We start from the raw sequence: 18,705 nt of genomic DNA on the forward strand, positions 1-18,705 counted from the left end.
AGTTGGCGTACCCCTTTTCGCTATGTGGAGGATTAAACGATGTCAGTTAGCGCTAAATTGGTAATGGAATTGCGTGAACGTACCGGTGCCGGAATGATGGAGTGTAAAAAATTCCTGCTGCAAACCAATGGGGATCTTGAAGAAGCAATTATACAAATGCGTAAGGCTGGCCAAGCCAAGGCCGACAAGAAAGCCGATAGAGTCGCTGCAGAGGGGGTCGTTGTTATTGCCCGATCCGCCGATCAGCATTCCGCAGTCATGGTCGAAGTCAACTGCGAAACTGATTTTGCCTCAAAAGACAGTAATTTTATTGAATTTGCCGATAAAGTCGCTCAAACCGCTTTACAGTCTGATGCCAATGATGTCGACGCTTTATCCACTCAAACCGTCCCTGGTACCAGCGATACAGTAGAACAGGCCAGACAACAATTGTTTGCCAAAATTGGTGAAAACATCAAGGTTCGCCGCCTGGTTCGTTTACACACTCAGGGCGTTATTGGTTATTATCTGCACGGTACCCGCATCGGCGTTATGGTTGCTTTAAAGGGCGGAGATGAAAATCTGGCCAAAGACATCGCCATGCATGTGGCTGCCAGCCGTCCTATGGTTGTGAGCCGTGAACAGGTTTCCGCTGAGGCCATTGACAATGAGCGTGACATTTTCACGGCTCAGGCACGCGAAAGCGGTAAGCCACAGGAAATCATTGATAAAATGATTGAAGGCCGTATTAACAAGTTCATTGATGAAGTCAGTCTGCTTGGACAACCCTTTGTTAAAGATCCCAATGTCAAGGTTGGACAGTTACTCAAAGAAAAGAATGCAGAAGTTCAATCATTCATTCGCTTTGAAGTGGGTGAAGGGATCGAGAAAAAAGAAGACAATTTTGTCGAGGAAGTGATGGCACAGGTTCGTGGTTCATAATGACTGACTCACATCCAAAACTCAAATACAAGCGCATCTTATTAAAGTGCAGCGGCGAAGCGCTGATGGGCAAGGCGCAATTTGGCATCGACCCGGCAGTGCTTGATCGCATTGCCAACGACGTGGCTGAATTAGTCAGTATGGGCGTTGAGGTCGGTCTTGTTATTGGCGGCGGAAACCTGTTCCGCGGCAAAGCCTTGTCCGAGGCGGGTTTGGGACGTGTCACCGGCGACCACATGGGTATGCTGGCCACCGTGATGAACGCGCTGGCTCTGCGTGACGCCCTTGAACGAATTGATTTACCTGCCCGTATCATGTCAGCCATACCCATGATGGGTATGGTTGATCCCTATCATCGCCGCAAAGCCATCACGCATTTACGCAATGGCCACGTGGTTATTTTTGCGGCGGGCACCGGTAATCCTTTCTTTACGACCGATACAGCCGCCTGCCTTCGTGCCATTGAGGTGGGTGCGGATGTGGTGTTGAAGGCCACCAAGGTGGATGGTATTTATTCTGACGATCCGGTTAAAAATCCAAATGCGACACGGTATGATTACCTGACATACAAACAAATCCTCAGTGATGGGTTGCAGGTCATGGATTCAACAGCCATTTGTTTATGTCAGGATCAGGGCATGCCATTACAGGTTTTTGACATGGAATCACCGAATGCCCTGAAAAAAATTGTCCTGGGTGAGCGGGTTGGAACTATTGTAGGAGCAAATCATGATCAATGACATTAAGCAAGACGCTGAAAAACGCATGAAGAAAACGGTTGAAACCTTAAAAGTGGATTTAACCAAGATTAGAACAGGTCGTGCCAATGCCAGTCTGCTTGATCACGTTCAAGTTGATTATTATGGCAATTTAACTCCATTAAGTCAGGTTGCTAACGTAACCAGCAGTGATTCACGTACACTGTTAGTCACTCCCTGGGAAAAAGCCATGGTGGCGGTTATCGAAAAAGCCATTCTAACCTCTGACTTGGGATTAAACCCGTCAACAGCCGGAAGCGCAATTCGAGTACCCATGCCGCCCCTCACCGAAGAGCGCCGCAAAGAGTTAATTAAAGTGGTGCGTGCTGAAGGCGAGCAGGGACGGGTAGCGATTCGTAATATTCGTCGCGATGCCAATAACCAACTTAAAGAGTTAGTTAAAGAAAAAGCCATTTCCGAGGACGATGAGCGTCGAGCCAATGAAATTATTCAAAAATTAACTGACAAACACATTGCGGATATTGATGCCGTTTTGGAAGAAAAAGAAAAAGATCTGATGGCAATTTAACCGAGATTGTTTGCGATCTGTCTTCTTAACCCCCGTCTTTATGCCCGCGCGAGCGGGCAGTGTTTCGAACTCTTAAAAACCATCGCCAGAAACATCCTTCGACGATTGAGTCGGTCATGCTTGATTGAACATTAACACCCTCAATGGCTACCTGCCTTCACAGTCAAACAAACCACCATCTGTCCTTACCGCCATGGAGGGAGATACCGGATGAGCTTTACTTGTGGAAATCACCACCTCTGCTTAATGGCGGCCAAATGGCCCCATGTGGCATCCCAGGCCATTCGTTTAACCTGTTTATGGGTGGTGAAATAATTCTTAAGGAACTGATTGTTCTCTGAATTGCTGGCTAAAATAACCAGATTGGCGCATCCCTCAACCGGTATGGAAATCATATTGTACCCGAATTGCCGCTGCATCATTTCAAAAATGGGCCGTTGTTCCTGACGGTTGGCCAAATTAACTGCCAGTATGCCATTCTGACTTAAGCGGCTTTTGCATAGGGCAAAAAAAATGTCATTGTTGCAATGCGGTGGAAAATGACTGGCATCAAATAAATCAACAATAATATGGCGAAATGTTTTTTGCGTGTTCTCAATAAAGTGAAAGGCATCCTGGTGAATGACTTCGAGATTGGGGATCGTTGAAAGCATAAAAAATCGTGAGGCAATATCCACAATTTCCTGACTGATTTCCACTGCAGTGATTTTAAATGAATTTAAAAAGGGAGACAGGGCATGAGCCGCTCCGGCGCCGCCAAGTCCCATTAAGCAGCAATGATCAGGAAATTGCTTGGCCATGAACAGTAAGGGCTTGATGTAATGCAGGGCAGGGCTTTCCGGGTAAAATTTGTTAATCAGGGTTTGGATGGCGTTGCTTTCAAATTTCAGCCATCTAAAAATCATGTTCTCATAAACGCGGGTGCCGGTCTGGCTTTGATAAATGCAACGGCCGGCAAACGTTTTCCAAATCATGATGGGAAAGACTCGCATTGAAAGGGGTAAAGGCTTCCTAGTTGCAAGATTTGAGTTAATTCATCCAGCGCAGTGAAGCATTCATTGAGGAATTGCGGATCCACCAAATCGCTTGTTTGAAGGTGAGTACGGTAATGCTTAATCACCCATTTTTGCAGGGCCGCTAAAAGCGGTTCCGTGATAACAACCCCTTGATGCATGGCCGTAAATTCCTTGTCTGTCAAGGGTACGCGCAAGCGCAGGCAAGCGGGTCCGCCGCCATTGCGCATGCTTTGCTTGACATCCAGAAAATGAAGATGATGGATGGGGTTTAAGGGATCGTTAACCCATCGTTCGAGCGCTTTTCTGACCCGTTCATTGCTTTCACATTCCCTGGGCGCCAGGATGGCCATGGAATGATCGGGTAGAGTAAGCAGTTGCGAATTGAACAGGTAGGAACTCACCGCTTCTTCAATGGTTACCTCATCGTGTTTGAGTTCGACAATTTGAATCTCAAAATCCGCCTTGCGCCTGAGCTCGTCATACACCTGCGCCTGTTCGGCGAACGCGCCTTCATGCACAAGAAAGACCGATTCATTGGCGACACTGATGACATCATTGTGAAAAACCCCCTGATCAATGGCCTCAGGATTTTGACGAGCGTACACGACTCTGGCGGGATCCAGTTGATGAGAGCGGGCAATCGCATGCGAGGCTTCAAGTGTCTGACGCGCGGGATAATGGGTGGGCGCACTCAACGGTTTTCCCATGGCCTGTTTGCCATAGACAAACAAGTGAATGGCTGGGGTATTATGCCGCTTACACAGCCGGTTATGGTTGGCCGCTCCCTCATCGCCGGTAATCAGGCTTGGCGGCAAGGGCGGATGATGGGTAAAATACGCCTCCTGATGAAAAAGCCGCTTAAGCAACAGGCTTGAAAAGGGCGCCTCCTGATGACGATGTAAATTGCTGATTAAATTGGCTGCAGTAAAATGAACTTTATTGTCTTGCGTGTCCAGGCTTGAGGATACCGTCGCGGCATTAGCCGCCCACATGCTTGACGCGGAGAAGGCGGCGCTTAGCAGTTGCGGCGCTTCTTGATAGGCTTTGCTGATTTGTTGACTGGGGTTACCCCGAAAACCCAATTGATGCAATAAATGCAGATTGGGCCGCTGATGCGGGGGCAACAGGGCCTGCTTGAGCCCTAGCTGATGAAGAAACCGCATTTTCTCCAATCCCTGCAGCGCAGCGGCCTGCGGATTGGCCATTGTTTGAGCATTAGCCATGGAGGCGATATTGCCCTCAGCAAGCCCTGCGTAATGATGAGTTGGGCCGACCAAGCCATCAAGATTTAATTCATAGACATCCACTTTAATTTCCTTAATAACCCAATGACAAATCAATGCCGGGCAATAATTGCGCTGGCGGCTCCAGTTTCTCCTGCTCCTGGCTGGCAATGGGGTAACTGCAATAATCGGCAGCAAAATAGGCGCTGGGGCGATGATTGCCGCTTAAACCAATGCCGCCGAAAGGCAGATTGCTGGCTGCCCCGGTGGTGGGCTTATTCCAGTTAATTAAACCGGCGCGAACGTGGTGATAAAACTGCTGGTAATGCGCCGCGTTATCACTTAGCAACCCCGCGGCCAGCCCATAGCGGGTTTGATTGGCGAGATACAGTGCCTCATCAAAATCATGATAGCGATAAACCTGTGCCAGGGGCGCAAAGATTTCAATGTCGTTGGGATGGCTTACGTGGGTCATCTCAATAAGCCCTGGCGATAATAATCCACTTCTCTCTTTCAGGAGCGTCATGGGTAATAAGGCATTGCCTCCTGACTGAAGCAGTTTTTTCTGGGCCTGCAAATGGTCCAAGGCATGATCATAACTGATTACCGGTCCCATAAAAGGCTCAGGCTGCTCTGTCCATGCTCCCACACGGAGACGTTGAGTGGCGGCTAAAAGCTTGGCAAGAAAGCGATCACCCACTGCATTTTGAGCAATGATTAGCCTCCGTGCACAGGTGCAACGTTGGCCGGACGTTATAAATGATGAAAGCAGCGTCTGATAAACCGCGGCATCCACATCTTCTACCTCATCAATGATTAACGGATTATTACCCCCCATCTCAAGGGCTATGATCACCTCAGGGCGTTCGGCAAAATGCTGATTGATTCGTTTGCCTGTTGAATAACTGCCCGTGAAATAAACCCCCTGGACATCAGCGTCAAGCAACGCTTTTCCCGTTGCCGCATCACCCTGGACGCAGTTAATGACCCCGGCAGGAATGCCTGTGGCATGCCAGCATTCCATGATAATTTCAGCAACGTAAGGGGTCAATTCGCTGGGTTTTAAAATGACAGTATTGCCGGCCAGCAGGGCAGGAACAACATGGCCATTGCTAAGATGCGCCGGGAAATTAAAGGGTCCAAGCACGGCCACGACACCATGCGGTTTATATCGCAGGCAGGATTGGCTGTCGCCGGCAGAGGTTATTTTTTCTGCGTTTCGCTCCTGATGCGCCTGAATGGACAGATTGATTTTACCAATCACTGCTGTGACTTCGGTCAATGCCTCCCACAATGGTTTACCATTGTCCATGGCGATGACTGTTGCCAGTTCATCACGCCGTTTTCCTACTTCATTGGCAAACGCCTTGAGGTAAATGATACGTTCTTCAACGGAACATGCGCTCCACGAGGCTAATGCCGCATGAGCCGCCTCAGCGGCCTGATTGACCTCCTCGGAGGAGGCTGTTCTGCCTTCCCACAGGATGTCATTGGTGGCGGGGTTTTTAGAAACAAAGGCTGTTCCTGAACCTTCATGCCAGTGGCCGGCAATGTAGTGTTTGCCTGAGTGTTGTTGTCTGTTCATCGTTTTCCTTTTAAAAGGGTACAGCTTCAATCAGCGGGGCTGCGCGAATCCTGTCGCCCTGACGGATTTTTAATAATTCTGCCGTGGGCTTGCTTAGGATGCAGGTGTTTTGTGCTTGGTTAAAAATCATCTGACTGATCGTCGCACGGAAATCAAGTCTTGTATTGGCAAGCAGATAATGACTGCCACTGACCTCATCGCTTAAATTCTTAACGGTCATGACACGGCTAACGGCAACTGTACGAATCTGATTGATCGGAGCCTCAATGGTGGGGCCGGCATCAAAAATATCGACATAGGAATTATAGCGGAATCCTTCACGCAGAAGGATATTCATGGCGGGTACAGTCGATTGGTGCGGTTGGCCAATGACCGCCTGCGCGGCAGGCGACAACAGCTTGATGTAGATGGGGTTTCGCGGCATCAAATCAGCAATGAATTGCTTATTGGTTGAAATGGTCAGGCGATCGGCATCAGGAAAAGGCATGTGAAAAAAATGCCTTCCGACATTGTCCCAGAAGGGAGAATGCCCAAGGTCATCTGAAATGCCCCGCATTTCGGCGATAATGGTCGGCGCGAAGCGCTCCGGATGCTCTGCAATAAATAAAAACCGCGCCCGGGAAAGCAGAAGGCCATTGTGGTTTTTGCGATGCTCCGGCTGCAAAAACAGCGTGCATATTTCACTTTTTCCCTGGTTGTCATTGACAAGACTTAATACTTCGTAATCACTGCGGATATTGAGTGAATGGCAAATCCGTGTCCGTTTTGAGACTTTGTATGAATAAAAGGGTAATTCATGTCCTGTAGAAGCCTCAATCGCGGATGTGCCGACGACGTCGCCCGTGGCTGGGTGTTCGAGAACAAAAAAGTAATATTCATCGTGAGGATGCTGAATGGTTCGTTTAAAGGAATCACAGGACCATTGCAGGCGTTTCTGCAACAACTCCTTGTCTTTCGGCAGGGTGGTCATGCCGATGCCGCTCAATTTGGCGAGCGAGTAGATGGCGTCAAGATCGCCTGAATTTGCACTGCGAAACAACATCATGAGGTCAACTCCTCAAGCCCCCCTGAGGCCAGATCATGCAGTAAAAGGGCACTTAACGCGGCTCGCTCCGGCAAGCTATCCAGAATGATGTATTCTTCCGGACTGTGGATGTGGCCGCCTCTTACACCCAGGGTATCAATGACGGGTAAGCCATGTGCTGCAAGATTATTGCCATCGCAACAACCACCACTGTCCTGCCAGTCAATGGTGAGACCGAGGTGCGAACCCGCCTGTTGAATTCGCTGAAACAGACGTTCGGTGGCTCTGCAGACGCGTTTCACTGGACGGCCGAAATGCCCCTGGATGCTCAGCGTGTAATCCGCTTGTTGCTGCTGCTTAACAATCTGATCCAGTTGTTCTTTTACCCAAAATTCGTCTTCAGGGCGTGCAATGCGGACATCGAGCTTTGCCACTGCCTTGGCAGGCACGACATTCAAGGCTTCGCCACCGGCAATTTTACCGACGTTGATGGTTACACCGTCGCGTTGGCCATTAAGTCGATGGATGGCAAGGACCGCTTCGGCAAGGTAGGCAATGGCATTGCGCCCCTCGTTAAAGGCACGACCGACATGCGCTTCCCGTCCTGTAGCAACCAAAGTCAATTTACCGCTGCCGCGGCGATTTTTTGCCAGTGTGCCCTGGGGCGTCATCGCCGGTTCATAAATTAAACCCGCCTGGTAATTACCGGCAATGCGCTCAAAAACAGCGCTTGATGCGGGGGAACCGATTTCTTCGTCGCTGTTGATGAACACATCCCAGCCCAGGGTTTCAGCGACGTTGCTTTGTTCAAAAGCAGCCAAAGCATGGAGCATGACAATCAAGCCGCCTTTCATGTCTGCAACGCCCGGACCGCGGATGTGATTGGAGTCGATGTGATTTAATGTCTGAAATGGGTGATGGGCGCCATAAACAGTATCCATGTGACCTGTCAAAAGAATACGCCGCTTCATGGACGGTCGTTTGCGGATAAACAGGGCCTTTCCACAGAGCTCCGTCACCGTATCAGCATTCATCGTGATGCTGGTAATCGTCGGCAAGGTCAGCGAATCAATCTGATCAGCCACGGGTGTAAACGCCTGATTTAAAATGTCATGCATCCGTTGCAGGCCATCCAGATTACTGGTTCCAGAATTAATTGCGCAAAATTGGTGCAGCTGCTCAAGCATGGTTAAATTACTGCCTTGTAATGAGTAAACCAAGTCCTCGAGTGCTTTGTTCATAATGTAAGTCCCGCTACAAAGATATGACATTAGCTTAAATTAAGGGGCTTAGCAACCAGGCGGCATAGGGCGCGCGTTTCAGGAAGGCGAATCAGGATTCAATGATGAGGGTGCTGCTGCTGAAATGCCCAATTTCGGCGTGAGCTTTGGAATTCTCTTCCAGCTTTTGAAGCTCTTCTTTTAATGAAACAGTTTGTGACATGTCGCTCGCCAGAGTTTTCATGACCTGCGTTTGAGAGTCCCGGTTTAAGGCATTAAGTCCGGTGCGAAAGGTTGCCCAGCCGGATGCCATGGGACGCTCCGCATACCCTAAGGTGAGGGCAAATAAGAGACTGCCGAGGAATGATTTCAGCAGTCCCCCCAGAATAAACAGTCTGGGATAGTTCACGGTTAAGTCGTTCGCCAGTGTTTCATAACGGTGTATCCTGTCGTGTGAAGGCGACTTGATGAGGCTCAGCGTGTCACTGGTTGTTTCCAGCAGCAGGCGCTGGCCGCTGAACCCAATGTCCGCCTGAATTTTAATCTGGTCAAGGATGGCAATGCCTTTGTTGAGAATCTCATCCGGTTTGCTGAAGCCAGTCGGCAGGCGTTCAGGCTCTCGTTTAAGCGCATTTAATTCCTCAATGCTTTCATCAATGCGTCTGGCCAGCAGGCCGCTGACACGCTCATGCGGACAATTCAGATCGCGCCATTGAATGAGCCAGTATTTGAGTGGGTTTGAAACGATATCCTGATAGTTGGCATTAACATAAGCATCAATGGCGTTCCAGATGAGATTTAATTGATGATTCAGTCCCCGTCCTTTCACCATGGCTGCCGCGGCATGCAGATTTTCTTCGAATTTTTCACGGGACATCGGTGTGTCCGTTTTAAATGATTTGATGAGGTTATAGTAAGCGGAAGCGACGCCGCCTCTGTCAATGGCGTCTTTGCAGGTAAAGTTAATCCCCTGAGGCTTCAGCCGGGTAATGAGATACTCAGGTAAGACTGATTTATTAAAGTGAAACCAGACGGCCTGGCATTCAGCCGGGGAAATGTCTAATGACTTAATGTTAAGTTGCTTGAAACTTTCTTTGAGAAGGGTTCTAATGATGGCCTCCTCAATCTTCTTGCTGTAAACGCCGTCTTTTGTAAAAACCAATTGCCTTATTTTGTCACTGATATGGAAATCCTGAATGGTTGAGTAGGCCTTATTGTTCTCACAGGCAATATTAACAAACTCCTCAAACACACCCTTGATAGCGTATTCAGGGTCAGTGTAGCGATATCGGTCCTCAGCCATGATCCCCTTGTCGGCCGGAAGCGTAATGACCGCAATATTGGGATGTTTTAATTCGAGGTCGTGCAGGACGCAGGTTAAATCCACTTCTTTAATGCCTTCGATGTCATCCCGGTGCAGGCCTAACAGGTTAAAGTAAATGTGTGACACCACGACAGGTTGTTTTGCACGCAGGCGTCGAACGCGTTGAACATCCAGCCAAGCTTTAAATAAAGGACTCACCCGGGCGATTTCGTTATGCCGTTGCCCCTGGGTACCAAAGCGGTATTCAATGGGATCGTCAGGCCCCTTGTAATCAAAATGGCGAATGGTGGCTAAGCTGGTCGTGTGTTGTGGCTTAAAATTACTGCCGTAGGTGGCAGCAAAACGACCCATCAGTGAGCCCATCGTGGCGGGCGTAAGGCCCGGGTTGATGATTGGACCTCTGTCCTTTAAGTGAGAGGAAATCTTTTTCTCAAGTTTTTTAGAGTCAGAGGGGCGGTGCGTCGAAATGGTATGTTCAATGTGTTGGTAGGTTTTCGGCAGAAGGCGGCTGTCATTCGAGTAAATGCAAAGAATAAATTCTTCCATGTCATCGATTTGCTTCTTTAGCGCCTCAGGGCTTTTTTCAAAAGCTTCAAGCATCATGCCATGGCTGGACTGGGATGAAGGATTGCTTTTCCCCTGTTTTTCCTGGGCATTTGTTTCTTCATAAAGGGCATTCAGGGGTTTGACTATTAACTCGTTTAAATGGTTTTCAATGTAGCCCAGAAAATCCTTATAGAGGATACCGTAGGCCGTGCTTTTATTGTATGGGCCGGCGAGCAGATGCAGTCGCGCAGCCAAAAGGGGGTCGATCTTCTTAATCAGGAATGCGGGAATTTTGTTGTAAATAATTTGCAAATAGGCAAAGCAATTCTCATTATGCAGCGTGTCGCTGCTGATGGGAGTATCGGGAGATGGTTTTCCTCTGGGCATGCTTTAATAAACCATTTGAAAATCTAACCTATTATACTATGAATGAATGCCATTTGGAATACACAATGGGCACTTTGATTTATTAGTATGCAATATGAGTGCGGCTGTCCATGGCATGGGTTTTAAGAGTATAATCCTTGGCTTTTAAGGGATAAGGGAAGGCCATGCGGGAATTAATTGAAAAAACCCATTCAAAATGGCATGACACGCTGGACAGGGCGCTTGGCTGCATGAACTCAGAGTACCTCAGGCAGTTGCAGCGGGAGGTGGATTGGTTGCCAGGCAACGAAAACCTGTTTGCTGCGTTTAGCCGTCCGCCGGAGTGCATGAAATTTCTGCTGTTGGGGGAGTCGCCCTATCCGCGTCCGCAATCGGCCAATGGTTATGCCTTCTGGGATAATGCCGTTGGCGCCCTCTTCAGCGACAGGGGATTAAGCCTTGAAGTCAACCGCGCCACTTCCTTGCGTAATCTGATAAAAATGCTTCTGGTGGCCCGAGGGGATTTGCAGGAGGATTGTTCGCAGACCGCTATCGCCCGTCTTGATAAACGTCATTACATCCAGACGGCGCAGCAGTTGTTTAATGGCATGATGGAACGGGGGTTCCTGCTATTGAATGCCTCGCTGGTTTACCGCGACAATCAGGTCCCTTATCATTCCAGGCAATGGCAGCCTTTTATGAACAGTCTGTTTGACCAGTTGGCTGAATCGCATCCATCCATTCAACTGGTTTTATTCGGCAAAATTGCGGCCCAGGTGAAAAATGCCGAGCGCTTTTCTTGCCTTGTTGCAGAACACCCCTATAATCTCAGTTTTATTAATAACCCCGATGTCTTAGCCTTTTTTAAACCCCTGGACTTATTGAGTTGCCATGAAAGACACAATTGATCAACAGGAAATTGCCAAATTTGCCAATCTTGCCGAGCAGTGGTGGGATAAGGACGGGCCGCTTAAAACCCTGCACGACATCAATCCTGCCCGGCTGGCCTTTATTGAGCAGTACACCAGCTTAAGCGGCCTGCGCGTCCTGGACGTCGGATGCGGCGGCGGCATTCTCAGTGAGGCCATGGCCCATCTGGGGGCTCAGGTCACCGGACTGGATGCCGAAGAGGACAGTATTGCCGCAGCGCGACGTCATGCAGAGCAAAGCCAGTTAACCGTGTGTTATGTTGCAAGCACGATTGAAGCATATGATGACGATTTGTTTGACGTGATAACGTGTATGGAAATGCTTGAACATGTGAAACATCCAGAGGAAGTCATCCGTCACTGTGCGAGGTTGCTAAAACCAGGCGGCTACCTTTTTTTATCGACGATAAACCGCACCTTAAAAGCGTATGCTGCAGCAATTGTGGCCGCTGAGTATTTGTTAGGCTTATTGCCAAGACAAACCCATGATTACGATAAATTCATCAAACCCAGTGAGCTGGCTGCGATGGTAAGGCATGCCGGATTGGAGATCAGGGGGTTAAAAGGCATTGATTACCATCCTTTTGCCCGCCGTTCAGGACTTAAGGATTCGGTTGATGTGAATTATTTATTGTCCTGCTCTAAGCCCTGATTTTTTTTCTCAGCGTAACGCTGCTGATAACGTTGATGGGCATACTTGGCCTGCTCCTCTGTCACGACATCCACTTCATTGCCGTACAGGTCGATTCGTGCAGTCTGAGGTTTTTGGCAATTGAGGTAGGCAGGCGAGGAACTGTAATAACTCAGGGCTTCCCGTAAGCATTTTTTACTGAAAGGTGGGGAGTCTAAACGATCATAAAAATCGACGATTTCGTCAAAAATTCCAATTTGTAAAGGTTTGACCTGATTGGCCTTTTTAAAAAAAGCATTAGGAAAATGCTCTATCAGCCAGTCAATGATAACCAGTTTTTCTTTTTTAGCGCTTTCGACTTGTTGATTCATGATCCTGCTCTGTTAAGGCTGCAAAGTGAGTATAAACTATCGCATCATTTTAGCCTTTGGCAAATGGAAATGCGAGGGTTTGCCAGTGATTTTCAATTTAAAGACCAATCAGTGCCGCTGTCATCCCACGAACAACGGACTCCTGTGACAGAAGCCCATTTCTCATTGCCTTCTTGTCTTGGTTTTTTGTAAGAAATGTCTCAATCTCCCCGCAGATAACGGCCAATTACGCCTGAGAAAGCGAATTGATTTTTACTAAGCAACTGAATAATAAAGTTATTTTTTTATTGTGACGTAATAAAAACGTGACCGTCTTTCTGTCGACCGGCTTGCGTAGGGAAAGGGCACTTGCTACATTTTAATTAAGACTTCAAGGATAGAAGTCGCCACAAAAGGATTTGTAATTATAAGGAAATAATAAACACGGACCGTTTTTCAGAACACGATGTTCTGAATTTGGAAGACTGCGAAAAGCCAGGGCACAGTGCCCTGGCTTTATTGTTTTAGGCCATGACATAGCCCGAATGAGACAGGTAGTAATGATCCGGGTAGTAGGCAAACACCACCGAGCCACCTTTAATGGTGTTGATCACCGGTCTGGCCAGCGTTTTGGCAATGGATGGGCATCCCCAGCTGCGTCCCGCACGGCCCGCACGTTTAATGAAATCCGGTTCAACATACCAGGCCCCATGAATAACGACGCGTCGGCTGTAAGCATTGTCGTTAAATCCTCTTTCAAGCCCCTGAAGATTCAAGGACAATCCTTTGGAACCATAATAGGTGTCCCTCGTCACATAAGTTCCCAGGCTGGTTTCCTTGCTGGATGGACGGTTTGAAAAATGGCGGGGAACATCCATGCCGGAGTTTTTACCGTGAGCCACGTAGGTGTTGTACAATAAACGTTCTTTGCGTAAATCGAAAATCCACATTCTTTGCTTGTACGAAGGCAGCGAATAGTCAATAACGGTTAGGACCGGCTTTTTAACAGCGCCCTTGGCGGATGCTTTTTTATAGGCGCTTAATGCCATTTTCAATACTTTTTTGTTAAGCTGTGGTGCTTTACGGCTTAAGTGTTGCAGCTGAATGTTGGTGTCCACATTCACTTTTGTTGCCGGTGCGGCAACGTGGGCGCTGCCGGAAAACAGGGCGGCAGACAAAAAACTAAGAATACTCATAATGCTCCTTTTTTCTAATTAGAATTTCGAATCAAGGTTGTCAAAGGACGGCTGATTATATTGACAACCCGGGTAAATGTAAAATTTTTAGGGCTAATATTTGCCATTTAGAAAAAAATAGAATCAATTCAAGGCCTTGTCGTTCGGCCTTGGGGTTGCTTTGTTTTAAAAAAGCTTGAATTGTATAAAAATTAAACTAAAATAGGTCCAAAAAGAGCGCTTATTTGTATAAAATTAGATCTTTTTTGCCATAATTAGATCAAAATTAACACACAAACAGGCCTTGTCTGGCAGGGTTGTTGTGTCATTTTTTACTGTTATCGCTGACGTTTGAGTTGTAAGAATCCGTTCCCAATGCCACCATTCTGCATTATCATTCCCAGCTTATTAATGGCTTTTTCGGAGGCATAACATGCTTGAGCGCTATTCATCACAACCGCCCCAGGGAACCCGTGCACAAATCAATAAAGCCTATCGCATTGATGAGCTCACTTTAATGAATGAGCTGATTTCCAGTGCGGCTTTAAGCGATGAACAGCTGGCGGCTATTCGTAACCAGGCTACCCAACTTGTGGAGCAAGTACGGTATGAGCGCAAAAAGAGTACAGGTATTGATTCGTTTTTGACAGAATATTCTTTATCCAGTGATGAAGGCATTGCCCTGATGTGTCTGGCGGAAGCCCTGTTACGGGTTCCGGACAATGCGACCATTGACAGCCTGATTAAAGATAAATTGACCGCGGCAGATTGGAAAGCGCATCGCGGGCAAAGCGACTCTTTTTTTGTCAATGCCACCACCTGGGCTTTGATGCTGACAGGCAAGGTATTAACGCCCGAATCGGCGGAATCGACACTCAGTAAAGCCATTCTTCGTTTAATCAATCGCAGCGGTGAAGGCGTGGTGCGCAAAGCGGTGGACAAAGCCATGCGCATTATGAGCAAGCAGTTCGTGATGGGGCGAACCATTAGTGAGGCGCTGTCACGAGCACGCAAAAAGGAAAGCATCGGCTACCGTTATTCGTACGACATGCTGGGTGAGGCCGCATTAACCCGCGTGGATGCCGAGCGTTATTTTCAAGCCTATAAAGACGCCATTGACACCATTGGCCGCCATGCGGACAAGAACATGACGATTTACCAGAAGCCTGGTATCTCGATTAAATTGTCCGCGTTGCATCCGCGCTACAATGAATCACAGCGCGAACGGGTCATGATCGAATTACCGCCTAAATTGCTGGCCCTGGCGCAGGCTGCCAGGAGTTATGATATTGCCATGACCATTGACGCAGAGGAATCCGAGCGCCTTGAATTGTCTCTGGATGTGATTGAGCAGGTGTTTTGCGATGACAGCCTCCACGGCTGGCATGGGTTTGGTATGGCGGTACAGTCTTATCAGAAACGGGCTTTTTATTTGCTGGATTGGGTCGCGGAATTAGCCCGCCGTAAACAACGGCGCATGATGGTACGCCTGATTAAAGGAGCCTATTGGGACAGTGAAATCAAGAAAACCCAAATGCAGGGTCTTTCCGGTTACCCTGTGTTTACCCGCAAGGTCTTTACGGATGTGTCTTTCCAGGCCTGTGCTAAAAAGCTGCTGACCCTGACCGATGCCATCTATCCGCAATTTGCGACGCATAATGCTTATTCAGTCGCGATGATCCTCACTATTGTCGGAAATTATCGCGATTTTGAATTTCAGTGCCTGCACGGTATGGGCAATGAATTGTATGAGCAGATTGTCCCTGCGAAACGTCTTGGCATACCCTGCCGTATTTATGCGCCAGTAGGCAGCCACGAAGATTTATTGCCTTACCTGGTCAGAAGGCTGCTTGAAAACGGGGCTAATTCCTCGTTTGTGAATCGCATTGTGGATGAAAAAGCGCCCATCAGCACGCTGGTTGAGGATCCTGTCAGCAAAGCCAATCAATTACTTGGCAAGATCAATCAGAATATTCCGTTGCCCTCCGCCATTTTTTCGCCCGAGCGGAAAAATTCCTCCGGGTTTGATTTTTCCGACAGAGAGGCTGTGGCCGCGTTGAAACAGCAGTATGCTGAAATGGATTTATCACGTTGGCAGGCTAAACCCGTCATTGCCGGGCGGGATGGCGGTCAGGTTGATCGAAGTGTGACATCGCCGCAACAACCTGGACGACCCGTCGGGCGTGTCAGCGACGCCACCCGCGAAGACATCGATTGGGCATTAACACAGGCAGAAGCCGCGTTTCCTGCCTGGAACACCCGACCTGTCAGTGAGCGCGCGGCCTGCCTTACCCGTTATGCCGATCTGTTGGAAGAAAACAGGGCGACGCTGTTAGCCATGGCGTGCCTTGAAGCAGGCAAGACCTGGAATGACGGCGTGGCCGAAGTGCGGGAAGCCATTGATTTTTGTCGTTATTATGCCGCCATGGCCACCAAATTAATGGCTAAACCCCTGTCCCTTCATGGTTACACTGGCGAGATCAATGAACTGAGTCTCCATGGACGAGGAACAGTGTTATGCATCAGTCCCTGGAATTTCCCGCTGGCCATTTTCACAGGTCAGGTGGTTGCGGCGTTAGTAACCGGTAACTGCGTGATTGCCAAGCCGGCTGAGCAAACCCCGATTATTGCCACGTTTGCTGTGCAGTTAATGCATCAGGCGGGGATTCCGGCCGCTGTCGTGCAATTGCTACCGGGCACCGGGGAAAGTGTTGGCGCACCGTTAGTCGCTGATAAACGCATTAAAGCGGTTTTGTTTACGGGTTCTACCCAAACGGCTAACCTTATTAATCAAACGTTAGCAACCCGTGGCGGAGAAATTATCCCGCTGATTGCAGAAACCGGTGGTCAGAATGCCATGATTGTTGATTCATCCGCACTGCTTGAGCAGGTGGCTGTGGATGCAGTGACTTCCGCTTTTGGCAGCGCGGGTCAGCGTTGTTCGGCGCTCCGGGTTCTTTACGTCCAGGAGGATGTCTATCCACGCCTGATTGAATTACTGAAGGGGGCCATGGAAGAACTCCAAATTGGCGATCCGCGGTGGTTGTCAACAGACATCGGCCCTGTGATTGATAATGATGCTCTGGGAGGGTTAAAATCCCACGTCAACACCATGCTCAAGACTCATGAGCTGATTTATCAATGCAGTCTTCCCGAAGAATGCAGCGAAGGTTATTTTATGCCGCCCACGGCTATCGCCATTGATTCGATTGCTTCCCTTGAACAAGAAGTATTTGGCCCGATTCTGCATGTAATCCGTTACAAGCGAAAAGCCCTTGATCAGGTCATTGATGAAATCAATAACACAGGCTACGGTCTCACCCTGGGTATTCATAGCCGGATTAACCAAACGGTGGAATACATTCGCCAGCGGGTTCATGCCGGTAACTGCTATGTCAACCGCAACATAATTGGAGCGGTTGTTGGTTTGCAACCGTTCGGTGGGGAAGGGTTATCAGGAACAGGCCCCAAGGCTGGTGGTCCATACTACCTATTGCGTCTTTGTCACGAGCGAACCTACACTGTGGATACCACGGCGGCAGGGGGCAATGCCAGCCTGATGTCGTTGCCGGAAGGGCTGTAGTCGAAAAGCGGTTGGTCTAAAGAGCCAACCGCTGGCTTTAATCATGCCGTTTGGCAAAAATCCAGGGAAGGACAACGAACAGGAACAGTCCGCCAACCAGGAAGGCTTCAAAGAAAGAAATATTACCCACTGGAATTTGTGTTGGCGGAACAAAGCCAATGGCCATGGCTAGCAGACAGCATAACATGCCAGTACCGGCAACCAGCCACATAACCCAATTGCCTCCGGGAATGGTGTAGCTGCGGTGGCGGTCAGGTTGGCTGTAGCGGAGTTTAATCGCGGCGGCAAACATAAACACATAAACCATCAGCGCCATTTGCGCGCTTAAGTCACTTAAAATCCAGTACGCTGCATTGATTGAATCGAGCAAAATAAACACACTGCTCAACAGCGAAAAGATAATCCCCTGGGTAATGAGAATATTCACCGGTGCACCATGACGGTTCACTCGCGAGAAAAATTCAGGCAACGACCCGTCCCGCGCTGACACCAGCAATCCCTTGGTGGGACCAATAATCCAGGCGGAGACGCCGCTTAATCCCCCAAGAATAATCAAAATGGCAATGACATAAGTCATCCAGGGCATCGCATAGGCTTTAAAAAAGACGGCATACGCATCCACTAAACCTGAGACAACACTCAATTGGGCGTTAGGAACGACAATCACGATCGCCAGCGAGCCAAACATCAAGGTTGAAAAAATAAGCAGGGTGGAATAAAGGATAGCGCGTGGGTAATCGCGTTGCGGATTACGCACTTCTTCAGCATGCACGGCCGACATTTCCATGCCGATAAGACCAAACAACACGGCTGAAAACAGGGATAAATTGCCTATGGAGCTGAAATCCGGAATCCAGGAGGAGGGGGCCTCAATGGAGGTCGGTCTACCTTGCAAAAGCCATAATCCCCCAAGGATAATAATCCCGATCATGGGTAAAATCGTGCCAAGAATAGCGCCCACCGTGCTGACGATACTGGACAGGCGCATACCAAAGCAATTGAGCAGGGTAAACAGCCAAAATAACCCAAGCGCACTGCTTAAAAGATAGAATTTGTTATTTGCAAGCTGTGGGGCAAACAAGTACGACAGGGTAGCCGCGATAAACGCGAGAATGGTGGGATACCAGACAACATTGTAAATCCACTGCAGCCAGATGGTAATAAACCCGGCACGTTTGCCAAAGGCTTCACGAACCCAGACATACAATCCCCCCGTATTCGGATAGGCAGTCGCCAGTTCCGCGGCAACCAGGGCAACGGGGATAAAAAAAGCAAAGGCGGCCACTAAATAATAGGAGATCAGCGGTAGGCCCAGTTTGGCGCTCATGGGCAACGTACGCAGGCTGTCTACGGCAATCACGTTGATCATGACCAGGGAAAAAACCGACAACACTTTATGATTAGGATTCATGATGTTCCTTCTGGCACGATAACACAGAGACTGACGATGGCACACAGCAGCGCACCGAAAACCGTGATAGATACAAACGGCGGAATTTAACAGTTAAGCGTTGTAAAATCAATG

15 protein-coding genes are annotated in these 18,705 nt (G+C 48.7%); 6 read left to right on the forward strand and 9 right to left on the reverse strand.

Annotation, left to right across the window (positions count from 1 at the left end; all coding sequences use genetic code 11):
* Nucleotides 1-39: 39 nt before the first annotated feature.
* Genes tsf through frr form a run of 3 tightly spaced genes read left to right on the forward strand, consistent with a single transcriptional unit; the run spans nt 40 to nt 2,208 of the window.
* A complete protein-coding gene (tsf, locus tag GH742_RS07285; RefSeq protein WP_203456756.1) occupies nt 40-921 on the forward strand; it encodes a translation elongation factor Ts in 882 nt (293 codons plus the stop codon).
* Nucleotides 918-1,661, forward strand: a complete 744-nt coding sequence (gene pyrH, locus GH742_RS07290; protein WP_239005323.1) for a UMP kinase — start codon at nt 918-920, stop codon at nt 1,659-1,661. Before tsf ends, pyrH begins: the two co-directional genes overlap by 4 nt.
* Complete coding sequence (gene frr / locus GH742_RS07295; RefSeq protein ID WP_203456758.1) at nt 1,651-2,208, forward strand: ribosome recycling factor; 558 nt, start codon at nt 1,651-1,653, stop codon at nt 2,206-2,208. The genes pyrH and frr overlap by 11 nt, the downstream gene beginning before the upstream one ends.
* A gap of 230 nt (nt 2,209-2,438) precedes the next feature.
* On the opposite strand, the gene GH742_RS07300 is transcribed toward frr, so the two are convergent.
* The 6 genes from GH742_RS07300 to GH742_RS07325 all read right to left on the reverse strand — a co-directional run bounded on the left by GH742_RS07300 (nt 2,439) and on the right by GH742_RS07325 (nt 10,533).
* Nucleotides 2,439-3,182, reverse strand: coding sequence for a spermidine synthase (locus GH742_RS07300; protein ID WP_203456759.1), 744 nt, complete (start codon nt 3,180-3,182; stop codon nt 2,439-2,441).
* A complete protein-coding gene (astB, locus tag GH742_RS07305) occupies nt 3,179-4,531 on the reverse strand; it encodes an N-succinylarginine dihydrolase (RefSeq protein WP_203456760.1) in 1,353 nt (450 codons plus the stop codon). Before astB ends, GH742_RS07300 begins: the two co-directional genes overlap by 4 nt.
* 10 nt (nt 4,532-4,541) lie before the next feature.
* Nucleotides 4,542-6,032: a succinylglutamate-semialdehyde dehydrogenase gene (astD, locus tag GH742_RS07310; RefSeq protein WP_203456761.1), complete on the reverse strand. Its 1,491-nt coding sequence runs from the start codon at nt 6,030-6,032 to the stop codon at nt 4,542-4,544.
* A 10-nt stretch (nt 6,033-6,042) separates the two neighbouring features.
* Nucleotides 6,043-7,077 carry an arginine N-succinyltransferase gene (gene astA, locus GH742_RS07315; RefSeq protein WP_203456762.1) on the reverse strand — a complete coding sequence of 345 codons (1,035 nt, stop codon included), beginning with the start codon at nt 7,075-7,077 and terminating at the stop codon, nt 6,043-6,045.
* Nucleotides 7,074-8,297, reverse strand: coding sequence for a hydrolase (locus GH742_RS07320; RefSeq protein WP_203456763.1), 1,224 nt, complete (start codon nt 8,295-8,297; stop codon nt 7,074-7,076). The genes astA and GH742_RS07320 overlap by 4 nt, the downstream gene beginning before the upstream one ends.
* 91 nt (nt 8,298-8,388) lie before the next feature.
* The gene (locus GH742_RS07325) at nt 8,389-10,533 is read right to left on the reverse strand and encodes a hypothetical protein (protein WP_203456764.1); all 2,145 of its coding nucleotides are present in this window, start codon (nt 10,531-10,533) and stop codon (nt 8,389-8,391) included.
* A gap of 164 nt (nt 10,534-10,697) precedes the next feature.
* Here GH742_RS07325 and GH742_RS07330 point away from each other — a divergent pair, with 164 nt between their 5' ends.
* Together GH742_RS07330 and ubiG are read left to right on the forward strand one after the other, a co-directional pair.
* Entirely contained in the window at nt 10,698-11,420 is a 723-nt protein-coding gene (locus GH742_RS07330) for a uracil-DNA glycosylase (RefSeq protein ID WP_203456765.1), read from the forward strand.
* Nucleotides 11,404-12,093, forward strand: coding sequence for a bifunctional 2-polyprenyl-6-hydroxyphenol methylase/3-demethylubiquinol 3-O-methyltransferase UbiG (gene ubiG, locus GH742_RS07335; protein ID WP_203456766.1), 690 nt, complete (start codon nt 11,404-11,406; stop codon nt 12,091-12,093). The genes GH742_RS07330 and ubiG overlap by 17 nt, the downstream gene beginning before the upstream one ends.
* Here ubiG and GH742_RS07340 read toward each other — a convergent pair.
* Nucleotides 12,066-12,443 (reverse strand): ProQ/FINO family protein, encoded by a 378-nt coding sequence (locus GH742_RS07340; protein WP_203456767.1) that lies wholly within the window; start codon nt 12,441-12,443, stop codon nt 12,066-12,068. The genes ubiG and GH742_RS07340 overlap by 28 nt on opposite strands.
* 503 nt (nt 12,444-12,946) lie before the next feature.
* The gene (locus GH742_RS07345) at nt 12,947-13,621 is read right to left on the reverse strand and encodes a murein L,D-transpeptidase catalytic domain family protein (RefSeq protein ID WP_058526213.1); all 675 of its coding nucleotides are present in this window, start codon (nt 13,619-13,621) and stop codon (nt 12,947-12,949) included.
* A 409-nt stretch (nt 13,622-14,030) separates the two neighbouring features.
* Between GH742_RS07345 and putA the strand changes: the two genes are divergently transcribed.
* Entirely contained in the window at nt 14,031-17,180 is a 3,150-nt protein-coding gene (gene putA / locus GH742_RS07350) for a bifunctional proline dehydrogenase/L-glutamate gamma-semialdehyde dehydrogenase PutA (RefSeq protein WP_203456768.1), read from the forward strand.
* A 37-nt stretch (nt 17,181-17,217) separates the two neighbouring features.
* Here putA and GH742_RS07355 read toward each other — a convergent pair whose 3' ends face one another.
* Complete coding sequence (locus GH742_RS07355; protein ID WP_203456769.1) at nt 17,218-18,591, reverse strand: APC family permease; 1,374 nt, start codon at nt 18,589-18,591, stop codon at nt 17,218-17,220.
* Nucleotides 18,592-18,705 lie beyond the last annotated feature (114 nt).

It is taken from the genome of Legionella sp. MW5194 (genome assembly GCF_016864235.1).
GTDB lineage: Bacteria > Pseudomonadota > Gammaproteobacteria > Legionellales > Legionellaceae > Legionella_C.